Origin of the sequence: Hyphomonas sp. KY3 (assembly GCF_017309975.1) — a bacterium.
Classification (GTDB): domain Bacteria; phylum Pseudomonadota; class Alphaproteobacteria; order Caulobacterales; family Hyphomonadaceae; genus Hyphomonas.
On sequence record NZ_CP022271.1, the window covers coordinates 503,293 to 521,737 of the forward strand.

Below are 18,445 nucleotides of genomic sequence, written 5' to 3' on the forward strand. Positions count from 1 at the left end.
ATGGGGGTTGGGGCATAGTAGGGGCATGACCCAACTCGTTTCCGTTCCGACCCAGGCCGATTCCGCCCCCGCCGAATTGCGGCGCAGCACGCGCGTTCGCCTGCAAACGTCCGGGCGAGTTGTCCTGATGGATTATAGCGAGGCGCGCAGCATTCTCGTGCAGGATTTATCGGTCCACGGGGCCTGTCTGAAAGTCGGCGACTGGGCCGATCTGCCAAACCGTTTCCACTTGCTGCTGCGCCGGACCCCGTCGGAGCCGCATTTCCAGGTCGATTGCACGGTGCGCTGGCGCGTTGGCCCGGCGGTCGGGGTCGAGTTTGATCGTGCGATGGCCGGCTATATTCTGGCCGAACTGATCCGCCAGCCTGCGTTCCGTCACTGAACGCGGCGTCCGCGCCTAATCTTTGGTGTCTGAATCCTGGCTGCGCTCCTTCGAGCGCAGCTGTGCCATCAGCTCCTCAAGTCTCGCAGAAGGTGGCGCTTTCAGACTCTCCTCAAAGGATTTCCTGAGTGCGTCGCGCAATGGATCTGCGCTTGTGTCCTCTTCCGTGTCTTGTGCGCTAGAAATAGACTGTCTCTTTTCCTGCATATCTGCGTCCCCAAACCCGCGCAGCTACTATAATCCGGTTCGAGCTTGTGGGCCCGAACAAGGGACGGTCTCTAGGAAGTTTTCCCCCCCTTGTCGATGCCCGGATCGAGACCGGAATCGCTCATGTCCGAGCGGGCTTCGATTTTATGATTCGTTGATCCGTCACGCTTGCGGATATTGTCGCTCACGACTGGGGGCCAATCGGCGCAGGACGTATCCGATCGGGGCTGGCGCGCCTTCCGCATCGTGTTGTGCGCGCTACAGGGGCATGGATGTGAAGTGGGGCGGGGGATACAATCGGCACGAGAAAACCACCGGGTCTGAGGGAAACTTTCAGGTTTTTCACTTTGTAACAATCTGAAATAAACCGTGTGGATGAGCGCCACGATTTTCGCGAATGTCTCCGTGCCGCATGGCCATGGCGGCCAGCTCGAAGGTGAGGCCGCACCCGCGAGAGCCTGCGCGCGCGACGCACACTTCAGATTTGCGTCAAATTTCACCTTTCGATTCAACCAGACTTCCACCTCGCTGTGTCAGAACGGGGCGTAACGATACGGGACGGATGTGTTCCGCTTTGTATCAAACATCTGGTTTCGGGAGCGGGCGATCCGTCGGTTCCTTGTAGAGAAGGTAGTAATCGCAATGGCCAAGACGGTGCTTGTAATTGATGACGATCCGACCCAGCGCCGCCTGCTTCAGGCTGCGGTCGAGAAGGCTGGATTTGCCTGTCGCACGGCGCCGGATGGCGAGGCGGGACTTGCGCTTGCCTCTGACCCGAAGGATGGCATCGACGTGGTCCTGCTGGACCTGACCATGCCGGGCCTGTCGGGCATGGACACGCTGGAACGCCTGTCGGCCAAGCGCGCTGACCTGCCGGTCATCATGCTGACGGCGACCAGCGGCATTGACACGATCGTTCAAGCCATGCGCCGCGGCGCGGTGGACTTCATCGTGAAGCCCGCCAATCCGGAGCGCGTCGTCGTTTCGATCCGCAACGCCCTGAAATTGCAATCCCTGTCAGGGGAAGTGAAGCGCCTCTCGCGCAAATCCGAAGGCGGCATGAGCTTTGACGACATGATCGCGACCGCGCCGCCGATGCGCCAGGTCGTGCGCCTGGCCGAACGCGCCGCGAGTTCTGATATTCCCGTCCTGATCCTGGGCGAAAGTGGTGTGGGTAAGGAAGTTGTTGCCCGCTGCATTCAGGGCGCATCTGACCGTGCCGGGAAACCATTCGTCACCGTGAACTGTGGTGCGATCCCGGAAAACCTGGTCGAGTCGATCCTGTTCGGTCATGAGAAGGGCGCCTTTACCGGTGCCGTCTCAAAAGCGCTCGGCAAGTTTGTCGAGGCCGATGGCGGCACGCTTTTCCTCGATGAGGTGGGTGAGTTGCCGCTGGATGCACAAGTGAAGCTGCTCCGTGCCCTGCAGGAAGGGGAGGTGGATGCCGTTGGCTCGCGCCGCCCGACCAAGGTGGATGTACGGATCATTTCCGCAACCAACCGCGATCTGTCGCAACAGGTTGCCGAAGGCACATTCCGCGAAGACCTGTTCTATCGCCTCAATGTTTATCCGGTTGACATGCCGTCGCTGCGCGAACGCCGTGATGACATTCCGGCGCTGGTCGACCATTTCGTGAATCGCTTCAATGCAAGCGAAGGCGCGAAAGTGACCGGTGTGGCCGACGAGACGATGAAGATGCTGTACGCCTTTGACTGGCCGGGCAATGTCCGCCAGCTGGAGAATGCTGTCTTCCGCGCCGTGGTTCTGTGCGATGGCGACCAATTGCGCCCGCAGGATTTCCCTCAGATTTCCGGACAGATGCCGGATGTGAGCAACCTGCCTTCATCGCCCTTCAACAAGGCCCCCGATATCGCCGAGCCCGTTCAGTCCGGCGAGAACGGCCCGGTAGCCATTCAGGACGAGGCGGGCGAGCTGCGCACGCTGAGCGATATCGAGCGCGATATCCTTCAGTATGCCATCGACTTCTATGAAGGCCATATGAGTGAAGTGTCGCGTCGTCTCGGCATTGGCCGCTCGACGCTCTATCGCAAGGTCCGCGAATATGATCTCGATGTGCGCCAGGAGCGCGAAGCGAGCTAGGCCAAGGCCAAAGGGAGATGCCGGCACAGATCGGCGACAAAGCCCCGCCCCACCGGCGGGGCTTTTCTATGAGCGGGCAGGCATCGCATAGGACATGGTGACGTTGCAGCGCTCATAGCGGTGGCCATAGCGGCGCATGATGTCGTCATCATGCCGGAAGCCGTATTTCTCGTAGAGCCGGATGGCCGACGCGCATTTTGAATTGGTCAGCAGGAAGAGATCCTGGATTTCCATCTGGCGGGCGCGCTTCAGAATCTGCCGCATCAGGAAATCTCCCGCCCGGCGACCGCGCGCGGAGGCCAGAACGCCCATCTTGGTCAGTTCCACGCCGCCATCCGCCATCGGCATCAGCGCGCAGGTGCCAATGATGCCGAGTTCCGGATCCTCGACGAACAGGATGGTGCCGCCCTTGTCGATCACCTTGGCACGTGGGTTTTCGATCATGGCGATGTCTTCCGCTTCCAGCCGGAACATCTCCTCGACCCATTCGCGGGAGATGTGGTCGAAATGCGGGGCGAGTTCGTCTGAGAATTCCACGATCTTCAGGCCCGCAGGATTGGCCAGGGTCTCGATCCGCGCCGACAGGGACTGCTCGGCGAGACGCGATTCCACGAGGCAGATTTCCGCCAGCAAGTCATGGTCTGGGTAGAGACAGAGTTGCTCGGCGGCCTCCTGAACGGCGGGCCAGAAGCTGGCGCGCATTTCGGACACCAGCGCTTCCCCGGCAGGCGTGAGGAAGATTTCCTTCTGGCGATTGTCGCCCTCAATCGGGCGCGTGTCGGTCAGGCCCATCTTCTGGAGCGCATTGTGGATGCGCGTGATGGCGGGCTGGCTAACGCCGGTGGCCTCGACGGCCGCGCTCACACTGAGCGGGCCGTTGGCCTCAAGCGCGGCGATCAAGGGAAAGTGCGTCGTCTGGATCGGATAGGCGCGATTGTCGAACACGCTCACAGCTTCTGCCTGCAGCCGGTCGGCAAGACGCTTCAGCCGACTGGCCAGGCCCAGATAGCCAACTTGTGCGAGAATATCCTGGCTCATCACGGGATTCCATAATCAGTTATATAACGCGTTATAAGATTAGGCTTGGCCACGGGAACCGTCAAGATGAAATCCCGATTATCAGAGGGGAAGCGGTCTAGTGCCGGGTGGCGGCCTTGACGATTTCACCGATCTTGCGGGCATCGGCCTCGCGTGGGCTGCCGGTGCGCCAGGCGATACCGATCTGGCGGCCGACCACGGGACTGACGAATTCGCGTACGGCGACGTCCGGTCCGATGTTCAGGCCGTTATCTGTGGCGAGTTTGGGCAGGAGCGAGACGCCAAGGCCCCCGGCAATCATGTTGACCAATGTTCCGAGTGAAGTAGCGGCCACCTGATCAGTGCCGTTGCCGGTCTTCATGCGACAGATGGAGAGTGCATGATCGCGCAAGCAGTGCCCGTCTTCGAGCAGAAGGAGGTTCTCGCCCGCCAGGTCTTCTGGCGAGAGGCCGTTCTTCTTGGCCAGCGGGTGTGAAGCGGGCGCGGCAAACAGGAATTCATCATCGAATAGCGGCAGCATCTCGATGCCCGGAACGTCCCAGGGCAGGGCAATCAGGGCGGCGTCCAGAGTGCGCGTGCGCAACTGGTCGATCAGGCGCGGTGTCTTCTCTTCGTGCAGGTAGAGTTTGAGCTGGGGATATTGCTCGCTGAGGGCGCGGACTGCCGCTGGCAGGACGAAGGGCGCGATGGTCGGGATCGCGCCGAGATGAAAGGGGCCCGTGAGCAGAGCGCCGGCGCTCTGAACCGACTGGACCAGGGAATGGGCATCATTGATCAGCGCATTCGCGCGCGACACCGCCAGCTCTCCGGCATGAGTCAGCTTGGCGCCGCGCGGTTCGCGTTCGGCCAGTTTGACGCCCAGCAAATCCTCCAATTCCTTGATCCCGGCTGACAAGGTGGGCTGCGTCACATAGCACGCCTCGGCGGCCCGAGAGAACGAGCCGGTCTCTCCAAGAGCCACTAGATACTGCAGTTGGCGAAGGGTCGGTATAATCATAGAGACAATCTATACCGGCAATGGGAATTATCAATTTTCCTTTTTGCCGCAACTGCGAGAAAGCACGGCCACCGGGCCCACCGTTCCGGCAGCCTCAACATCTTATCCCAGGAGATCCACTATGCTTGGCATTGGCGAAAAGCTTCCCGAGTTCACAGTCACGGGCGTAAAGCCGAAATTCATGCAGCATGAGCAGAATGGCGAAAGCGCATTCGAGCCCATCACGCAGGATTCCTTCGAGGGTAAATGGAAAGTCATCTTCTTCTACCCGAAAGACTTCACCTTCGTTTGCCCAACTGAAATCGCTGAATTCGCCCGCCTGTCCGGCGACTTCGAAGACCGCGACGCGGTTGTGCTCGGCGGGTCCACCGACAACGAGTTCGTGAAGCTGGCATGGCGCCGCGACCACGCAGACCTCGCAGAGCTGCCGATCTGGCAGTTTGCGGACACCCGCGGTGAGCTGGTTGATGGTCTTGGCGTGCGTGAGCCGTCTGAAGGCGTTGCCTATCGCGCGACATATGTTGTCGACCCGCACAACGTGATTCAGCACGTTTATGTGACCAATCTGAACGTCGGCCGCAGCCCTGCAGACACGCTCCGCGTGCTGGATGCCCTGCAGACCGATGAGCTGTGCCCATGTAATCGTCCGGTTGGCGGAGATATTTTGGAACCAGCTGCCTAGGTTGCGCATAGATAGAGCGCAACGCTGAAACTTCCGGGAAGATGTCTCACTCCCTCCCCCACCCATGAGGCATCTTCCCTTCAGCGTCGCGAAAGGTCCGGCAGGCCTTCCGTCCACCCAGTTCCGGACGTTGGCACTCCCACCCCTCTAGCCTGCAAGGCTTGTCGGACCCATTCGCCCCCACCCCATCAAAACAACGAATTCCGGAAGGATGAGGATTCATGTCTATCGAGTCCCTGAAATCTTCGCTGCCTGACTATGCGAAGGATCTGAAGCTCAATCTCGGCTCGCTGATGAACGAGACCCTGTTGAGCGACCAACAGAAATATGGCTGTTTCCTCGCCTGTGCCCATGCTGTGGGTGAACCCCAGACGCTGACGGCGCTGGAAGCGGAAGCGGACGGAAAGCTGAGCCCCGAAGCGATCAAGGCTGCGAAAGCTGCCAGCGCGATCATGGGCATGAACAATGTCTATTACCGGTCGATCCACCTGATCAGCAATTCGACGTACCAGACCTTGCCAGCCAAGCTGCGCATGAACGTGATCGGTGCGCCGGGAATCGAGAAAGCGGACTTCGAGCTTTATTCCCTTGGTGTGTCCGCCGTGAATGGCTGCGGCATGTGTCTCGATGCGCATGAAGCCGAATTGCGCAAGCACGGCTTGTCGACCGAGCAGATCCAGGCGGGCATCCGCATCGGCGCTGTGGTCAATGCTGTCGCCCGCGTGCTGGCTGCTGAGGCGGTCACGGCCGGCTAGTTGCGCGGCGAATGTTCCAAGACCCATGGAAAGGCCCCGAAGCATTGCTTCGGGGCTTTTTTTGCGATTCGAAGCATTCGCGAAGTGATACGGGGCCGAAACGAACAGATACTGGGCACTGCCGAAACGAGCTGTGGAAATCAGCAGAAAAAGACATGTTCCGTCCCCCGTGCCTTTCTCGTCACAGCAGGGGAGGGCAGCGGCCTGATTCAGAAAGGAAAATTACCGGCCGCCCATTTCGGCCCATTCGACCGTTCCGGTATGTTCCTGTAATATTTTATCTTTGTTCCGGTGATTTACGGATGTGGATATTTCGATTCATCCACAGTGCCCATTGAGACCCATACTGTCCCATGATACTCCACGTTAAGACATGGTTTACCCATGCGGGGTTTAGGCAGACAAAGTCAGGGTTGGCGGGTGTTCGTTTCCACCTATGAAAGCGCTATTGATGCAAAGGGTCGGGTTTCCATACCCGCTTCCTTTCGCGCTGCGCTGGGCGGTGGAAACCGGATTTTCCTCTGGTCGGCGCTCGACGGATCCGGTTGTCTGGAAGGCGGCGGTGAGGCCCTGATGGCAATGTATCGGGCGACGCTGATCCGGCTCGCCCCGCACTCCCCCGCCCGCAAGGCCCTGGTCACGCGCATCATCGCGGGTTCTGCCGACCTGAAGATGGACGATACCGGCCGCATCAAACTGTCTGACGAGTTGATGAAGGCGGCAAACCTGACCGATCGCGTCAAATTCGCGGGCAATATGGACAGTTTCCAGATATGGAACCCGGATCGCCATGCTGAACATTTCGACGCCATGGCCGCCGAGGCTGCGAAAGAAGACACACTGGAAGCGCTCGGGCATGCCTATTCCGAAGTGCTGCACCAGCAGGCCTCGGGGAATGCCGCCCTGAAGCTCGTGGATGGGGGCGACAGCTGATGACACAGGACGCGCCCCTCGCTCCCGACCCTGGCCACAAACCGGTCATGCTGGATGAAGTGCTGGAATGGCTCGCCCCCAGGGATGGGGAGATCATTGTTGACGGCACGTTTGGCGGCGGCGGTTATAGCCGCGCCATTCTTGGGTCTTCCAAATGCACCCTGATTGGCATTGATCGCGATGTGGATGCCATTGAGCGCGCCCGGAAGATGGCGGAAAAGACGGAACGCCTCGTACCCTTGCTCGGTCGCTTCGGCGAAATGGACGACATCGTCCGCGCGGCGGGATATGAACATGTTGACGGCGTTGTGCTCGACATCGGTGTTTCCAGTTTCCAGATTGACCAGGCTGCGCGCGGTTTTTCCTTCATGAAGCATGGTCCACTGGACATGCGCATGGGCGATACAGGCCCAACGGCGGCGGATGTGGTCAATATGATGAGTGAGCGCGACCTCGCGAACATCATCTTCCGTCTTGGCGAAGAGCGCCAGGCACGCCGGATTGCCCGGGCGATTGTGCTGCACCGTGATGACACGCCGTTCGAGACAACCACCGAACTGGCCGATGCGGTTGAAAAGGCCGTGGGCGGGCGCAAGGGCGCGCGTATTCACCCGGCGACGCTGACGTTTCAGGCCATCCGCATGTATGTGAATGATGAGCTGGGAGAGTTGGCCCGTGCGCTGCACGCTGTCGAACGCCTGCTGCGTCCGGGCGGCCGTCTCGTGATCGTGGCCTTCCACTCGCTGGAAGACCGTATGGTGAAACAGTGGTTGAAGAACCGTGCCGGCAAGATGGGCGGCGGATCGCGTCATTTGCCGGTTGCGCAGAAAGGCCCCGACTCCACGTTCGAGCTGGCTGTTTCCAAGGCGGTTCTGCCGTCTGATAACGAAGTTGAAGGCAATCCGCGCGCACGCTCCGCCAAGTTGCGGGCCGCAATCCGTACCAGCGCACCCGCCATCGAAGAAGAGGCCAGCGACGGCATGAATCTGCCGCCCCTGTCAGACCTGGAGGATGCCCTATGAGCCGCCGCGCATTTCTGTTTGGATTGGTCGTTGTCGGCCTGCTGATTGTCAGCCTCTATCGTGCCAAATATGGCGCCAAGGACACCGCGGCTGAGCTGATGGCGGTTGAGGCGCAGATCGAGGAGGCGCGCCAGGAAAAGGCGCTGCTGGAAACCGAGCTGTCGCACATGAGCCGCCGCGAATGGATTGAGGAATATGCCCGCACCGAACTGGGTATGGCACCGCCCAAGCCGGAGCAGATGGCTTCCGAGGGGGATCTGGATGCACTGGTTGGCAAGCCCAACAGCCTGAGCGTCCCGGCGCCTGCATCCACCGAGAACGGGGAGGTGCCCGAGTGAGCGAAGCCTCCCGGAACCGGACACGGCTTGCTGGCCTCGCGGTCAGTGCGCTGTTTGTCGTTCTGGCTGGCAAGGCCGGCTACCTGTCCCTTGCGGGCGGGGCGGCACCTGCGCATGCGGCAGGTCAGAAGGCCGAGCGTATCGTGCGGGCCGATATTGTTGATCGCAATGGCGAACTGCTCGCCACATCCGTCTCCGCCTACTCGCTTGTCGCCAATCCGAAACTGATCTGGGATGGCGGCGAAGTGTCCGAAGCGCTCGCGACGGTCCTGCCGGATCTCGACGTGGCGGAGATGACCCGGCGCCTGTCAGATCAGACCCGTGAGTTTGTCTGGGTAGAGCGCGGCCTGACCCCACGCCAGCGCAAGGCCGTGTTTGACCTGGGCCTTGAAGGGTTGCGTTTCGAGGAAGAGAGCCGCCGGGCCTATCCACGCGGCACCTTGGCCGGACATTTGCTGGGCTACACGAATGTGGATGGCCTCGGCGCAGGCGGCATTGAGTATAGCCAGAATGAACGTCTGGCCGCCGGTGGAGAGCCGGTCCGCCTGACCATCGATAATGGCGTGCAGGCAGCGGTCGAGGCTGAGCTGTCAATCGCCGCTGCCGAGCATGAAGCTGAAGGTGGCGCCGCGATCCTGCTGGATGCGCAAACCGGCGAAGTGCGCGCCATGGCCAGCTGGCCGCCATTTGACCCGAACCGGTCAGTCGATATTCCGATGTCGGATCCGTCCCGCCTCAATCGTGCGACCGGGGCGGTCTACGAACTCGGATCCATCTTCAAGCCCTTCACGGTCGCCGCTGCGCTCGAAGCCGGCGTAGTGCACCCGACCGAATTATTTGATGTGCGCCGCCCGCTGGAAATTCGCGGTTTCCGGATTGAGGATGATCACCCATTCCATGGCGATGCCGACATCACACACATCATTTCCCAGAGCTCCAATATCGGCACGGTCCGGATCAACGAGAAGCTGGGGCCGCGGCGCCAGCAGGATTTCCTGACCCGCGCCGGTCTGATGGAGCGGGTGAAGATCGAACTGGCGGGCAGTTCAGCGCCAATCCTGCCCGAGCGGTTTGACGATCTCTATTCTGCTACCGTGTCCTATGGGCATGGCATTGCTGTATCGCCCATGTCTTTCCTGGCTGCCTTTTCGACCTTTGCGAATGGGGGTGAGCGGGTTCAGCCGACCCTGATCATGAACAATCGGGATCGCCCTGCGCCTGTAAGAGTGATGTCTGCTCTGACGGCTGAAATGGTGAACGTGATGATGCGCGAAGCGGTCGTCACCGGCACCGGCAAGAATGCCGAAGTTGCCGGGTATCGCGTTGCGGGAAAAACCGGCACGGCGGAGAAGCCGATCCTTGGCGGGTATGATGATGACCACAATGTCACGAGCTTTGCGGCTGTCTTTCCCTATGATCGCCCCCAATATGCCCTGATCGTGACCCTCGATGATCCGAAGGCCGGATCAGGGGCCGGCGCCACGGCGGCCTACAATGCGGCTCCGGCGGCGGGACGAATGATAGAACGTGTCGCGCCGCTTCTGGGTCTTGCGCCACGGTTCGAGGATATTCGCCCGGCGGGCGCAGCCCTCCGCTCCGGCCAGGAGAAGAGGAGTTCCTTGTGACCAAACTGAAAGACCTGTTCCCGCTCGTCGAGCAGGGAGACATCGAAATCAAAGGCATGACGGCTGACAGCCGTCGGGTAGCGCCGGGCTATCTGTTCGCGGCGCTGAAAGGCACCGTATCGGATGGTCGGGACTATATTCCGCAGGCAATCGAAAAAGGCGCTGCGGCGATCCTGTCCGAAGGCGGCGTTGCGGTAGATGGTGCTACGCATGTGATCGCGGATGAGCCGCGCCGCGCGCTGGCCCTCGCCGCGAAGCGCTTCCATGTCGCGCAGCCGAAAACGATCGCTGCCGTGACAGGTACGAATGGCAAATCCTCGACGGTGGATTTCTGTCGCCAGATCTGGGCGAATGCAAACCTGTCGGCTGCCTCGATGGGCACGCTTGGTGCCATTGGCCCGAAGGGCAAGATTGATGTCGGCCATACGACACCTGATCCGGTTACCATTCACGAGACCCTCCACGAACTGGCCGGGCAAGGGGTCACCCATTGTGCGATGGAGGCGTCCAGCCACGGCCTGGAGCAACATCGCCTTGATGGTGTGGACTTGTCGGCTGTTGCTTTCCTGAACTTTACCCAGGACCATCTCGACTATCACGCCACGATGGAAGAATACCTCGACGCCAAACTGCGCCTGTTCCGCGACTTTGGCGGACAGGGCATGCCAGCCATCGTGAACGCCGACAGCGACCATCGTGAGGTCTTCGAGAAGGCCGCAACCGATCATGGCCTGCAGGTCGTGTCCTTCGGCTGGCGCGGCGAGGATCTCTGGATCGACGAAATCATGCCGCGCGCGACCGGGCAGGTGCTCAACCTGTTCTGGCGCGATGTCGAATTGAAGCCTTTCGAGCTGCCGCTGATCGGCGAGTTCCAGGCGTTGAATGCGCTGGCGGCGGCGGCGATCTGCTTGTCGCTGGGCATGGACGTCGACGCGGTGATGGACGGCCTGTCCAAGCTGAAGCCCGTTAAGGGGCGTCTCGAACTGGTCGGCAAGACCGAGGCAGGCGCGGGCGTGTTTGTCGATTATGCCCACACGCCGGACGGGCTCGACGTGTTGCTCCGCGCCGTTCGTCCGCATACAGCCGGCCGACTGAAAGTCATCTTTGGGTGCGGCGGTGACCGCGATGCCAAGAAGCGCCCGCTGATGGGCGAGATCGCAACGCGTCAGGCCGACGATGTGATCGTGACCGACGACAACCCGCGCTCTGAAGACCCGGACATGATCCGGCATGCCATTCTCGAAACCGCGCCGAATGCGCGCGAGATTGGCGATCGCGGAGAGGCCATCCGGACGATTATCGCCGAACTGAAAAAAGGCGACACGCTGGTGATCGCTGGCAAGGGCCACGAGACCGGCCAGATCATTGGCGCGGATATCATCCCGTTCTCAGATCAGGACACGGCGCTGGATGCGCTGAAAGGCGGCGCCGGATGAACGCGCCGCTCTGGATCTCTTCCGATATCGCGCTCATTACGGGTGGCAGGGCGACGGATCCGTTCTCTGTGACGGGTTCAGTGTCGATCGACACACGCAGCCTGAAGCCGGGCGACCTGTTCGTGGCGCTGACGGACCAGCGCGATGGGCATGATTTCGTCGAGGCGGCCTTTGCTGCGGGCGCGGCGGGCGCACTCGTGTCGCGTCAGGTCGGGCTGGGACCTCAGCTCATTGTGGATGATGTGCAGGAAGCGCTGGAGCAGGTGGGTGTGGCCGCGCGGGTCCGCTGTGGCGCGCATCGCACGGCCGTGACCGGTTCAGCCGGCAAGACCAGCGTCAAGGAAATGCTGGCACAGATCTATCGCGCCTTCGGTCCGGCGCACTGGAATGTGAAGAGTTTCAACAATCATTGGGGTGTGCCGCTGACTCTGGCGCGCATGCCGGAAGACACCACGCGCGCCGTTTTCGAGATTGGCATGTCGACTCCTGGCGAGATCGCGCCGCGCAGCCAGATGGTTCGTCCGCATACCGGCATCGTGACCTGTATTGCGGGGGCGCATCTTGAAGGGCTCGGCTCTCTCAGCGCAGTTGCGCATGAGAAGGCAGATATCTTTACCGGTATGGAGGCCGGGGGGACATTTATCCTGCCTGCCGATGACGAATTCTTTGACTATCTTGCCGGACGCGCGCGGCGCTTCTGCCCGACCGGAAATCTCGAGAGTTTTGGCCGGAGCGCCAATGCGACGGCGCGTATTGTCGGATATGAGACAGACGGCAATGAAAGCCGGATCCAGCTCGATATTGTCGGCAAGCCGGTGCTTGTCACGATCAATGCGGTTGGTGAGCATTGGGCCATGAATGCGGCAGCGGCGGTTCTGGCCGCCAGCCAGTCCGGTCTGTCGGTCGAGGACTGCGCCGAAGCACTTTCGGGTTACACGCCACCTCCCGGTCGGGGGACAGCCGAACAGCTCACCCTGCCACAGGGTGGACACATTACGCTGATCGATGATGCCTACAATGCAAACCCGGCGAGCATGAAGGCCTCATTGGCTGCGCTGTCCCGTCGGGGCAGTGGACGTCGGCTGATTGCGCTCGGCGAAATGCTCGAAATTGGCGAAACGTCGGATGCTGAACATGCCGCGCTTGCGGATCCGGTGGCGGATACTGGGCCAGCTGCCATTTTCCTGGCAGGCGACAAAATGACTCATCTTTCGGACGCACTTCCGCCTCAGTTGGAGCAGACCTGGACTCGCAATTGGGAAGAGCTGTGGAATCCTCTGCAAAATGCGCTCCGAGATGGAGATGTGCTCTTGATCAAGGGGTCGAATGCGTCCGGGATGGCGAAACTAGCTGACCGAATTCGCCAATGGAGCGACTCGGCAATGGGTAAGATGGAACGCGGGGCAGAAGGCGCCGCAGAGGTTGGGTGATGCTATACGAATGGCTGGCCGCAGACAGCGGTATATTTAACGTTCTGAACTATATCACATTCCGGTCCGGCGCGGCCGTGGTGACGGCGTTCCTTGTGACCGTCCTGTTCGGAGACGCAATCATCAACTTCCTCCGTGCCCGGCAGGGTAAGGGCCAGCCGATCCGCGACTTGTCGCTGGAAGCGCAGCTGTCGAAGCAGGGCACGCCGACAATGGGCGGTTTCCTGATCTGGCTGGGCCTGGTGGTCGGCGTCTTGCTCTGGGGCAACCTGACGAACCCATACATCTGGGCCACACTGTTCGTGACACTGTCTTACGCCATTCTTGGCTTCCTGGATGATCTTGCCAAGGTTTCCAAGCAGAGCGCGGATGGCGTTCCGGCGAGCGTGCGCCTGCTCGCGGGCTTTGGCATAGCGGCGATTGCCTGTGCGTTCATCATGGGCCTGCACGGCGCGCATACGCCAGCGGGTCATGCCGAATGGGGCCCTCTGAACGGATTGGCTGAGACCATTGCCAGCCTGGCACCCGAAACAAGCGTCGAGCCTGCCGACCCGGCCTTTTCCGGCGGCGTGGCTGTGCCCTTCGTAAATGACTATTTCTTCCCGCTTGGCGGCTTCTTCATCCTGTTTGGCATGATCGTGGTCGTCGGCAGCGCGAATGCGGTGAACTTCACCGACGGTCTGGATGGCCTCGCCATTGTGCCGATGAGTTTCGCGGCTGCCTCCTATGCCCTGATTGCTTACCTGACAGGTAACTTCGTCTTCGCCGACTATCTCGGCATCCAGTTCACGCCGGGCACCGGCGAACTGACCGTGTTGCTCGCCTCCATGATCGGCGCGGGCATGGGCTTCCTCTGGTACAATGCCTATCCGGCCAAGGTCTTCATGGGCGACACCGGATCGCTCGGGCTTGGAGGAATGCTGGGTGTCGTTGCGGTGGCGGCCAAGCACGAATTTGCGCTGGTTATCATTGGCGGTCTGTTCGTGATGGAAGCGGTGTCTGTGATGATACAGGTCGGCTGGTTCAAGGTCACCCGCAAGCTGACGGGGGAAGGCAAGCGCATCTTCCTCATGGCGCCGCTGCACCACCACTTCCAGAAGAAAAACTGGCCAGAAACGCGCGTTGTGGCGCGCTTCTGGATCCTGTCCGTCCTGTTCGCCCTCGCGGGCCTCGCAACGTTGAAGCTGAGGTAAGCCGAGACCCATGATTCCGATTACTGAATATGCTGGAAGAGATGTTGCTGTGTTCGGCCTTGGCCGGACAGGCCTCTCGGCTGCCAAGGCCCTCAAGGCCGGGGGCGCGCGTGTTCATGCGTGGGATGACAATGAAGAGACCCGCGCAAAGGCGGAGGCCGCCGGCCTGACCCTGTCAGACATCAACAAGCGCGACTGGCAGACCTTTGCCGCGCTCGTCCTTTCCCCCGGCGTGCCATACAAATTCCCGCAGCCGCACCGGATTGTGCGGATGGCGGAAATGACCAATGTGCCGGTCGTCGGCGACATGGAATTATTCGCCCGCGCTGTGCAGGCCCTGCCAGAGCGTGGCCGTCCGAAGATCGTGGCCATCACCGGCACGAACGGGAAGTCGACCACAACCGCGTTGATCGGGCATATCCTGAAACATGCGGGCCGTGATGCGCGCATCGGGGGCAATATCGGCACAGGCGTGCTGGACCTTGCCCCACTGCACGCCAACGCAACCTATGTTCTGGAGCTCTCTTCCTACCAGCTGGACCTGGTGAAGAGCCTGCATTGCGATGTCGCCGTGCTGCTCAACATCACGCCGGATCATCTGGACCGCCATGGCGGCATGGACGGGTACCAGGCTGCGAAAATGCGCATCTTCCAGAACCAGACCGAGAAAGATGTTGCGATCATTGGCTTTGACGATGTGATCACCCAGTCCATCGCCATCGGCCTGTCGGCAAATGGACCAGCGCGTGTTGTCCAGGCTTCATCCACCTATGCGCTCGGCCGGGGCGTCAGCGCCGTGGACGGACGACTCTATGACAGCAATAGCGGTCAGGCGCAGTTCGTCGGTAACCTCTCCGACTGCATGGCGCTGCCGGGCCGTCACAACCACCAGAATGCCGCGGCAGCCTATGCCGCCTGCCGGGCGCTGGGCCTCGACCCACAGACCATCATGGATGGTATTCGCACCTTCCCGGGTCTTGCCCACCGACTCGAAATGGTTGGCGAGATTGATGGCGTGAAATTCGTCAATGACTCCAAGGCGACCAATGCCGAAGCCGCCGAACAGGCGTTGAAAGCCTACAAGAAAGCATACTGGATTGCAGGCGGTGTTTCGAAGGCTGAGGGCATCCAGCCATTGGCGCCGCTGTTCCCGAACATCACGAAGGCCTATCTGATCGGGGACTCCGAAGAAACCTTCGCCGCAACGCTGAAGGGCAAGGTGGCCCTGCAAACATGCGGCACGCTCGAAAATGCAGTTCAGGCTGCATTTCGTGATGCAAAAGTGGTCGGAGACGAAAATCCGGTCATTCTTCTTTCACCTGCCTGTGCAAGTTTCGACCAGTTCCGCGACTTTGAACATCGCGGAGATGTGTTCCGGAGCATCGTCCAGTCAATGATGCCGCAGGAGTTGAAGGAGTTGGCTTGACCTACGTAGCATCCGCCCCATTGCTCGCACGCTCGGACATGTCCTGGCTGACCGAGTGGCGGCGGACGCTCGATTGGGGGCTCTTCGGCGGTGCGTTTTTCCTGATTGCCATTGGCCTGCTCATGTCGCTTGCGGCGGGGCCGACTGCGGCGGCGCGGATTGGCTATTCGGATGAATACTTCTTTGTGTTCCGTCAGGTCTGCTTTGCCGGTTTGGGCGCGACCATCATGGTGGTGGTCAGCATGCTGGACCGGACCTGGGCGCGGCGGTTTGCAACGCTGGTCTTTATTGTCAGCCTTGCCCTGATGTTCTTCATTCTCGTTTGGGGACACGAGGCCAAGGGCGCGCAGCGCTGGTTGCGGTTTGCCGGGTTTTCCCTGCAGCCGAGCGAGATGGTAAAGCCTGCCTTGATTGTCCTGAGCGGTTGGTTGCTGGCGCAGCGAGAGCTGTATCCAACCGGGCCTTGGGCGATCATTGCCTTCCTGTTCTATGCGGTCACGCTCGGCCTTTTATTGTTGCAACCGGATGTCGGACAGTCGGTGTTGCTGAGTGCGGCCTTCGTCGTGACGTTCTATGTCAGTGGCCTGCCGTGGAGATGGGCGGCAGGGTTCGCGGTTGGCGGGGTCAGCTTGTCGGCGTCGCTTTATGCCTTGCTGCCGCATGTTCGCTACCGGGTGAACAGCTTCATCAATCCAGACTCTGCCGATACGTACCAGATTGACCGCGCCGCCGAAGCCATCGGCCGGGGGGGATTGTTTGGTGTTGGACCGGGGGAGGGGCAAGTTAAGATCCATCTGCCGGACGCGCACACTGATTTCATCTATGCGGTCATGGTCGAGGAGTTTGGCCTGATCGCGGCGCTGATGCTGATGGCGGTTTTCGTATTGCTGATCCTGCGGGGCTTCCGTGCCAGTTCACGTGTGGAAGATGGCTATGCGCGCGCTGCGGCTGCCGGACTCTTCACGCTATTCGGCCTTCAGGCTGCCATAAACATTGCCGTAAATCTGGCCCTTATCCCGCCAAAGGGCATGACACTGCCATTTGTGTCCTATGGTGGCTCGTCCATGATCGGGACGGGATTGACACTGGGCCTTGCGCTGGCACTTGTGCGCGGACAAGGTACGCGCACAAGGGGCCGGTATGGCTGAAGACAGAGACAAGCTTGTCGTCATCGCAGCAGGTGGCACAGGGGGGCACATGTTCCCCGCCAGAGCCTTTGCAGACGAGATGATTGCAAGAGGCTGGAAGGTTGGCCTGATCTCTGACAAGCGCGGCGCAAAATATGCCAAGGAATTTCCGGCAGACTGGCTGGAACAGATTCAGGCCTCTTCCCCCAATCTCCGCAAGCCATGGACTCTGCCGGCGACGGCCATGAAGATCAATGCGGGCATATCCCGTGCGAAAACCCTGATCCGTGAAACCCGGCCCAGCCTGATCGCAGGCTTTGGTGGCTATCCGGCCTTCCCGGCACTGGCTGCGGCGCGCCGCATGAAGGTGCCGATCATCATCCATGAGCAGAACGCTGTTCTCGGGCGGGTGAACCGCCGTTTTGCCCGGCAGGCCAAACTGGTCGCCAGCGGGTTCGAGCGGCTCGACAGGCTACCCTCCTGGAGCGCGCATCTGGCCGTCGGCAATCCGGTGCGTGAGGCCATACTGGCGCGGCGGGAAGACCCCTATCCCTCCACGGACGATATGCTGACCATTCTGATTACGGGCGGAAGTCAGGGGTCCAAGATCATCGGTGAAACGATCCCGACGGCGATTGTTGATTTCGTGCCGCCCCCGCTGCAGGCGCGGCTTCGCATCATCCAGCAGGTGCGTCAGGAACAATATGCCTTTGTCGATAACATGTATCGGCGTGTGAAGATTGAAGCCGAGTTGTCGCCGTTCTTCTCGGACATGCCGCAGAAGCTGTCACAGGCGCATCTCGTCATCGCACGGTCTGGCGCCGGCACAGTATCGGAGATTGCCGCGGTCGGTCGGCCGTCCATCCTGATTCCGCTGGCGATTGCCATGGATGATCATCAGGCCGCCAATGCCGAGGCCCTGACGGAGATTGGCGCCGCCGACATGGTGCTGGAGAGCAATCTCTATCCGCAATTGCTGGGCGCGCTGATAACGGCCCGTCTGCAGGATGCCGACGATCTGCGCGCACGGGCGGCAGCCGCGAAGGCGTCGGCCAAGGTCAATGCCGCCAAAGAACTGGCAGACATGGCCGAACGAGTCGCTGAGCTTTAGGCTACACGGGGGGCGCAGGCGTGCGTCTTGTGCAATTCGGCTTCACGCAGCCATTCCCATCCGAAGGCTTCGTCCGTGTCGCCATCTTGCTGGCGGCGGGCCAGTCGTTCCAGTGCTTCGTCCAGTGTCGGCTCGTGGCCCTCTGGCACCCACCACATGACGAAATGCATCTCGCGCATCATCTCGAACCATTCAGCGCGGCGTTCGTAGAATTTCCGGTGGATCGTGCCCCAGACAAAGGTTTCGAGGCTTTGTACGTCTTCCCAGACGGTCAGATTGGCAACGAATTGCGGATCGCCATCGATCTTGGCTTCCGTATTGCCCTGGCCGGGCTCACCCGATCCTTCCATCATCCAGACGAAACCGGGCATGGATTTGCCGATCCCGTTGATGAAATCGAGATTGTCCATGAAATCTTTCACGCGCGGATCATCCGTCGGCGCGACGAGGTGGCCGACATTGAGCTGGGCCAGATGCATTTTCATGAGTGCGGTTCCCCTCGCTACGAAGCACCCGAATTGTGCCTCATTACAGTCATTTTGGGATCGCACGATGCCCATTCAAGAAAAACGCCTCGGATTTCATGAATGCGTCATGCGCAAGCAGTCCTTGCTTCGCGCTCCCGCGTCACGGTATCGCTAGG

At 60.6% G+C, this 18,445-nt stretch carries 17 protein-coding genes; 14 read left to right on the top strand and 3 right to left on the bottom strand.

Annotated features, from left to right (window positions below):
- The first annotated feature begins 25 nt into the window (after nucleotides 1-25).
- On the top strand, nucleotides 26-382 hold the full coding sequence (locus CFA77_RS02700; protein ID WP_206992145.1) for a PilZ domain-containing protein: 357 nt from the start codon (nucleotides 26-28) through the stop codon (nucleotides 380-382).
- Nucleotides 383-1,231: 849 nt separating this feature from the next.
- Complete coding sequence (locus CFA77_RS02705; RefSeq protein WP_206992146.1) at nucleotides 1,232-2,689, top strand: sigma-54 dependent transcriptional regulator; 1,458 nt, start codon at nucleotides 1,232-1,234, stop codon at nucleotides 2,687-2,689.
- A 66-nt stretch (nucleotides 2,690-2,755) separates the two neighbouring features.
- Here CFA77_RS02705 and CFA77_RS02710 read toward each other — a convergent pair whose 3' ends face one another.
- Together CFA77_RS02710 and CFA77_RS02715 are read right to left on the bottom strand one after the other, a co-directional pair.
- Nucleotides 2,756-3,727 (bottom strand): bifunctional helix-turn-helix transcriptional regulator/GNAT family N-acetyltransferase, encoded by a 972-nt coding sequence (locus tag CFA77_RS02710; protein WP_206992147.1) that lies wholly within the window; start codon nucleotides 3,725-3,727, stop codon nucleotides 2,756-2,758.
- Nucleotides 3,728-3,824: 97 nt separating this feature from the next.
- Nucleotides 3,825-4,724, bottom strand: a complete 900-nt coding sequence (locus CFA77_RS02715; RefSeq protein WP_034816385.1) for a hydrogen peroxide-inducible genes activator — start codon at nucleotides 4,722-4,724, stop codon at nucleotides 3,825-3,827.
- Between the two features lie 121 nt (nucleotides 4,725-4,845).
- On the opposite strand from CFA77_RS02715, the gene CFA77_RS02720 reads away from it, so the two are divergent.
- The 12 genes from CFA77_RS02720 to murG all read left to right on the top strand — a co-directional run bounded on the left by CFA77_RS02720 (nucleotide 4,846) and on the right by murG (nucleotide 17,802).
- The gene (locus CFA77_RS02720) at nucleotides 4,846-5,406 is read left to right on the top strand and encodes a peroxiredoxin (RefSeq protein ID WP_034816389.1); all 561 of its coding nucleotides are present in this window, start codon (nucleotides 4,846-4,848) and stop codon (nucleotides 5,404-5,406) included.
- A 221-nt stretch (nucleotides 5,407-5,627) separates the two neighbouring features.
- Complete coding sequence (locus CFA77_RS02725) at nucleotides 5,628-6,161, top strand: carboxymuconolactone decarboxylase family protein (RefSeq protein WP_206992148.1); 534 nt, start codon at nucleotides 5,628-5,630, stop codon at nucleotides 6,159-6,161.
- A gap of 384 nt (nucleotides 6,162-6,545) precedes the next feature.
- Complete coding sequence (locus CFA77_RS02730) at nucleotides 6,546-7,094, top strand: division/cell wall cluster transcriptional repressor MraZ (protein ID WP_206992149.1); 549 nt, start codon at nucleotides 6,546-6,548, stop codon at nucleotides 7,092-7,094.
- A complete protein-coding gene (gene rsmH / locus CFA77_RS02735; protein WP_206992150.1) occupies nucleotides 7,094-8,116 on the top strand; it encodes a 16S rRNA (cytosine(1402)-N(4))-methyltransferase RsmH in 1,023 nt (340 codons plus the stop codon). The genes CFA77_RS02730 and rsmH overlap by 1 nt, the downstream gene beginning before the upstream one ends.
- Nucleotides 8,113-8,454: a septum formation initiator family protein gene (locus tag CFA77_RS02740; protein WP_206992151.1), complete on the top strand. Its 342-nt coding sequence runs from the start codon at nucleotides 8,113-8,115 to the stop codon at nucleotides 8,452-8,454. The genes rsmH and CFA77_RS02740 overlap by 4 nt, the downstream gene beginning before the upstream one ends.
- Entirely contained in the window at nucleotides 8,451-10,079 is a 1,629-nt protein-coding gene (locus CFA77_RS02745; protein ID WP_206992152.1) for a penicillin-binding protein 2, read from the top strand. Before CFA77_RS02740 ends, CFA77_RS02745 begins: the two co-directional genes overlap by 4 nt.
- Nucleotides 10,076-11,515: a UDP-N-acetylmuramoyl-L-alanyl-D-glutamate--2,6-diaminopimelate ligase gene (locus CFA77_RS02750; RefSeq protein WP_242517459.1), complete on the top strand. Its 1,440-nt coding sequence runs from the start codon at nucleotides 10,076-10,078 to the stop codon at nucleotides 11,513-11,515. Before CFA77_RS02745 ends, CFA77_RS02750 begins: the two co-directional genes overlap by 4 nt.
- Nucleotides 11,512-12,945, top strand: coding sequence for a UDP-N-acetylmuramoyl-tripeptide--D-alanyl-D-alanine ligase (murF, locus tag CFA77_RS02755; RefSeq protein WP_206992153.1), 1,434 nt, complete (start codon nucleotides 11,512-11,514; stop codon nucleotides 12,943-12,945). The genes CFA77_RS02750 and murF overlap by 4 nt, the downstream gene beginning before the upstream one ends.
- Entirely contained in the window at nucleotides 12,945-14,138 is a 1,194-nt protein-coding gene (mraY, locus tag CFA77_RS02760; protein WP_206992154.1) for a phospho-N-acetylmuramoyl-pentapeptide-transferase, read from the top strand. The genes murF and mraY overlap by 1 nt, the downstream gene beginning before the upstream one ends.
- A gap of 10 nt (nucleotides 14,139-14,148) precedes the next feature.
- Entirely contained in the window at nucleotides 14,149-15,564 is a 1,416-nt protein-coding gene (gene murD / locus CFA77_RS02765) for a UDP-N-acetylmuramoyl-L-alanine--D-glutamate ligase (RefSeq protein WP_206992155.1), read from the top strand.
- Nucleotides 15,565-15,602: 38 nt separating this feature from the next.
- Nucleotides 15,603-16,712, top strand: coding sequence for an FtsW/RodA/SpoVE family cell cycle protein (locus tag CFA77_RS02770; RefSeq protein ID WP_206993152.1), 1,110 nt, complete (start codon nucleotides 15,603-15,605; stop codon nucleotides 16,710-16,712).
- Nucleotides 16,705-17,802, top strand: a complete 1,098-nt coding sequence (gene murG, locus CFA77_RS02775) for an undecaprenyldiphospho-muramoylpentapeptide beta-N-acetylglucosaminyltransferase (protein WP_206992156.1) — start codon at nucleotides 16,705-16,707, stop codon at nucleotides 17,800-17,802. Before CFA77_RS02770 ends, murG begins: the two co-directional genes overlap by 8 nt.
- Here the strand turns inward: murG and CFA77_RS02780 are convergent.
- Nucleotides 17,799-18,287, bottom strand: coding sequence for a DUF3291 domain-containing protein (locus CFA77_RS02780; RefSeq protein ID WP_206992157.1), 489 nt, complete (start codon nucleotides 18,285-18,287; stop codon nucleotides 17,799-17,801). The two genes, murG and CFA77_RS02780, sit on opposite strands and share 4 nt — an antisense overlap.
- Between the last annotated feature and the right edge of the window lie 158 nt (nucleotides 18,288-18,445).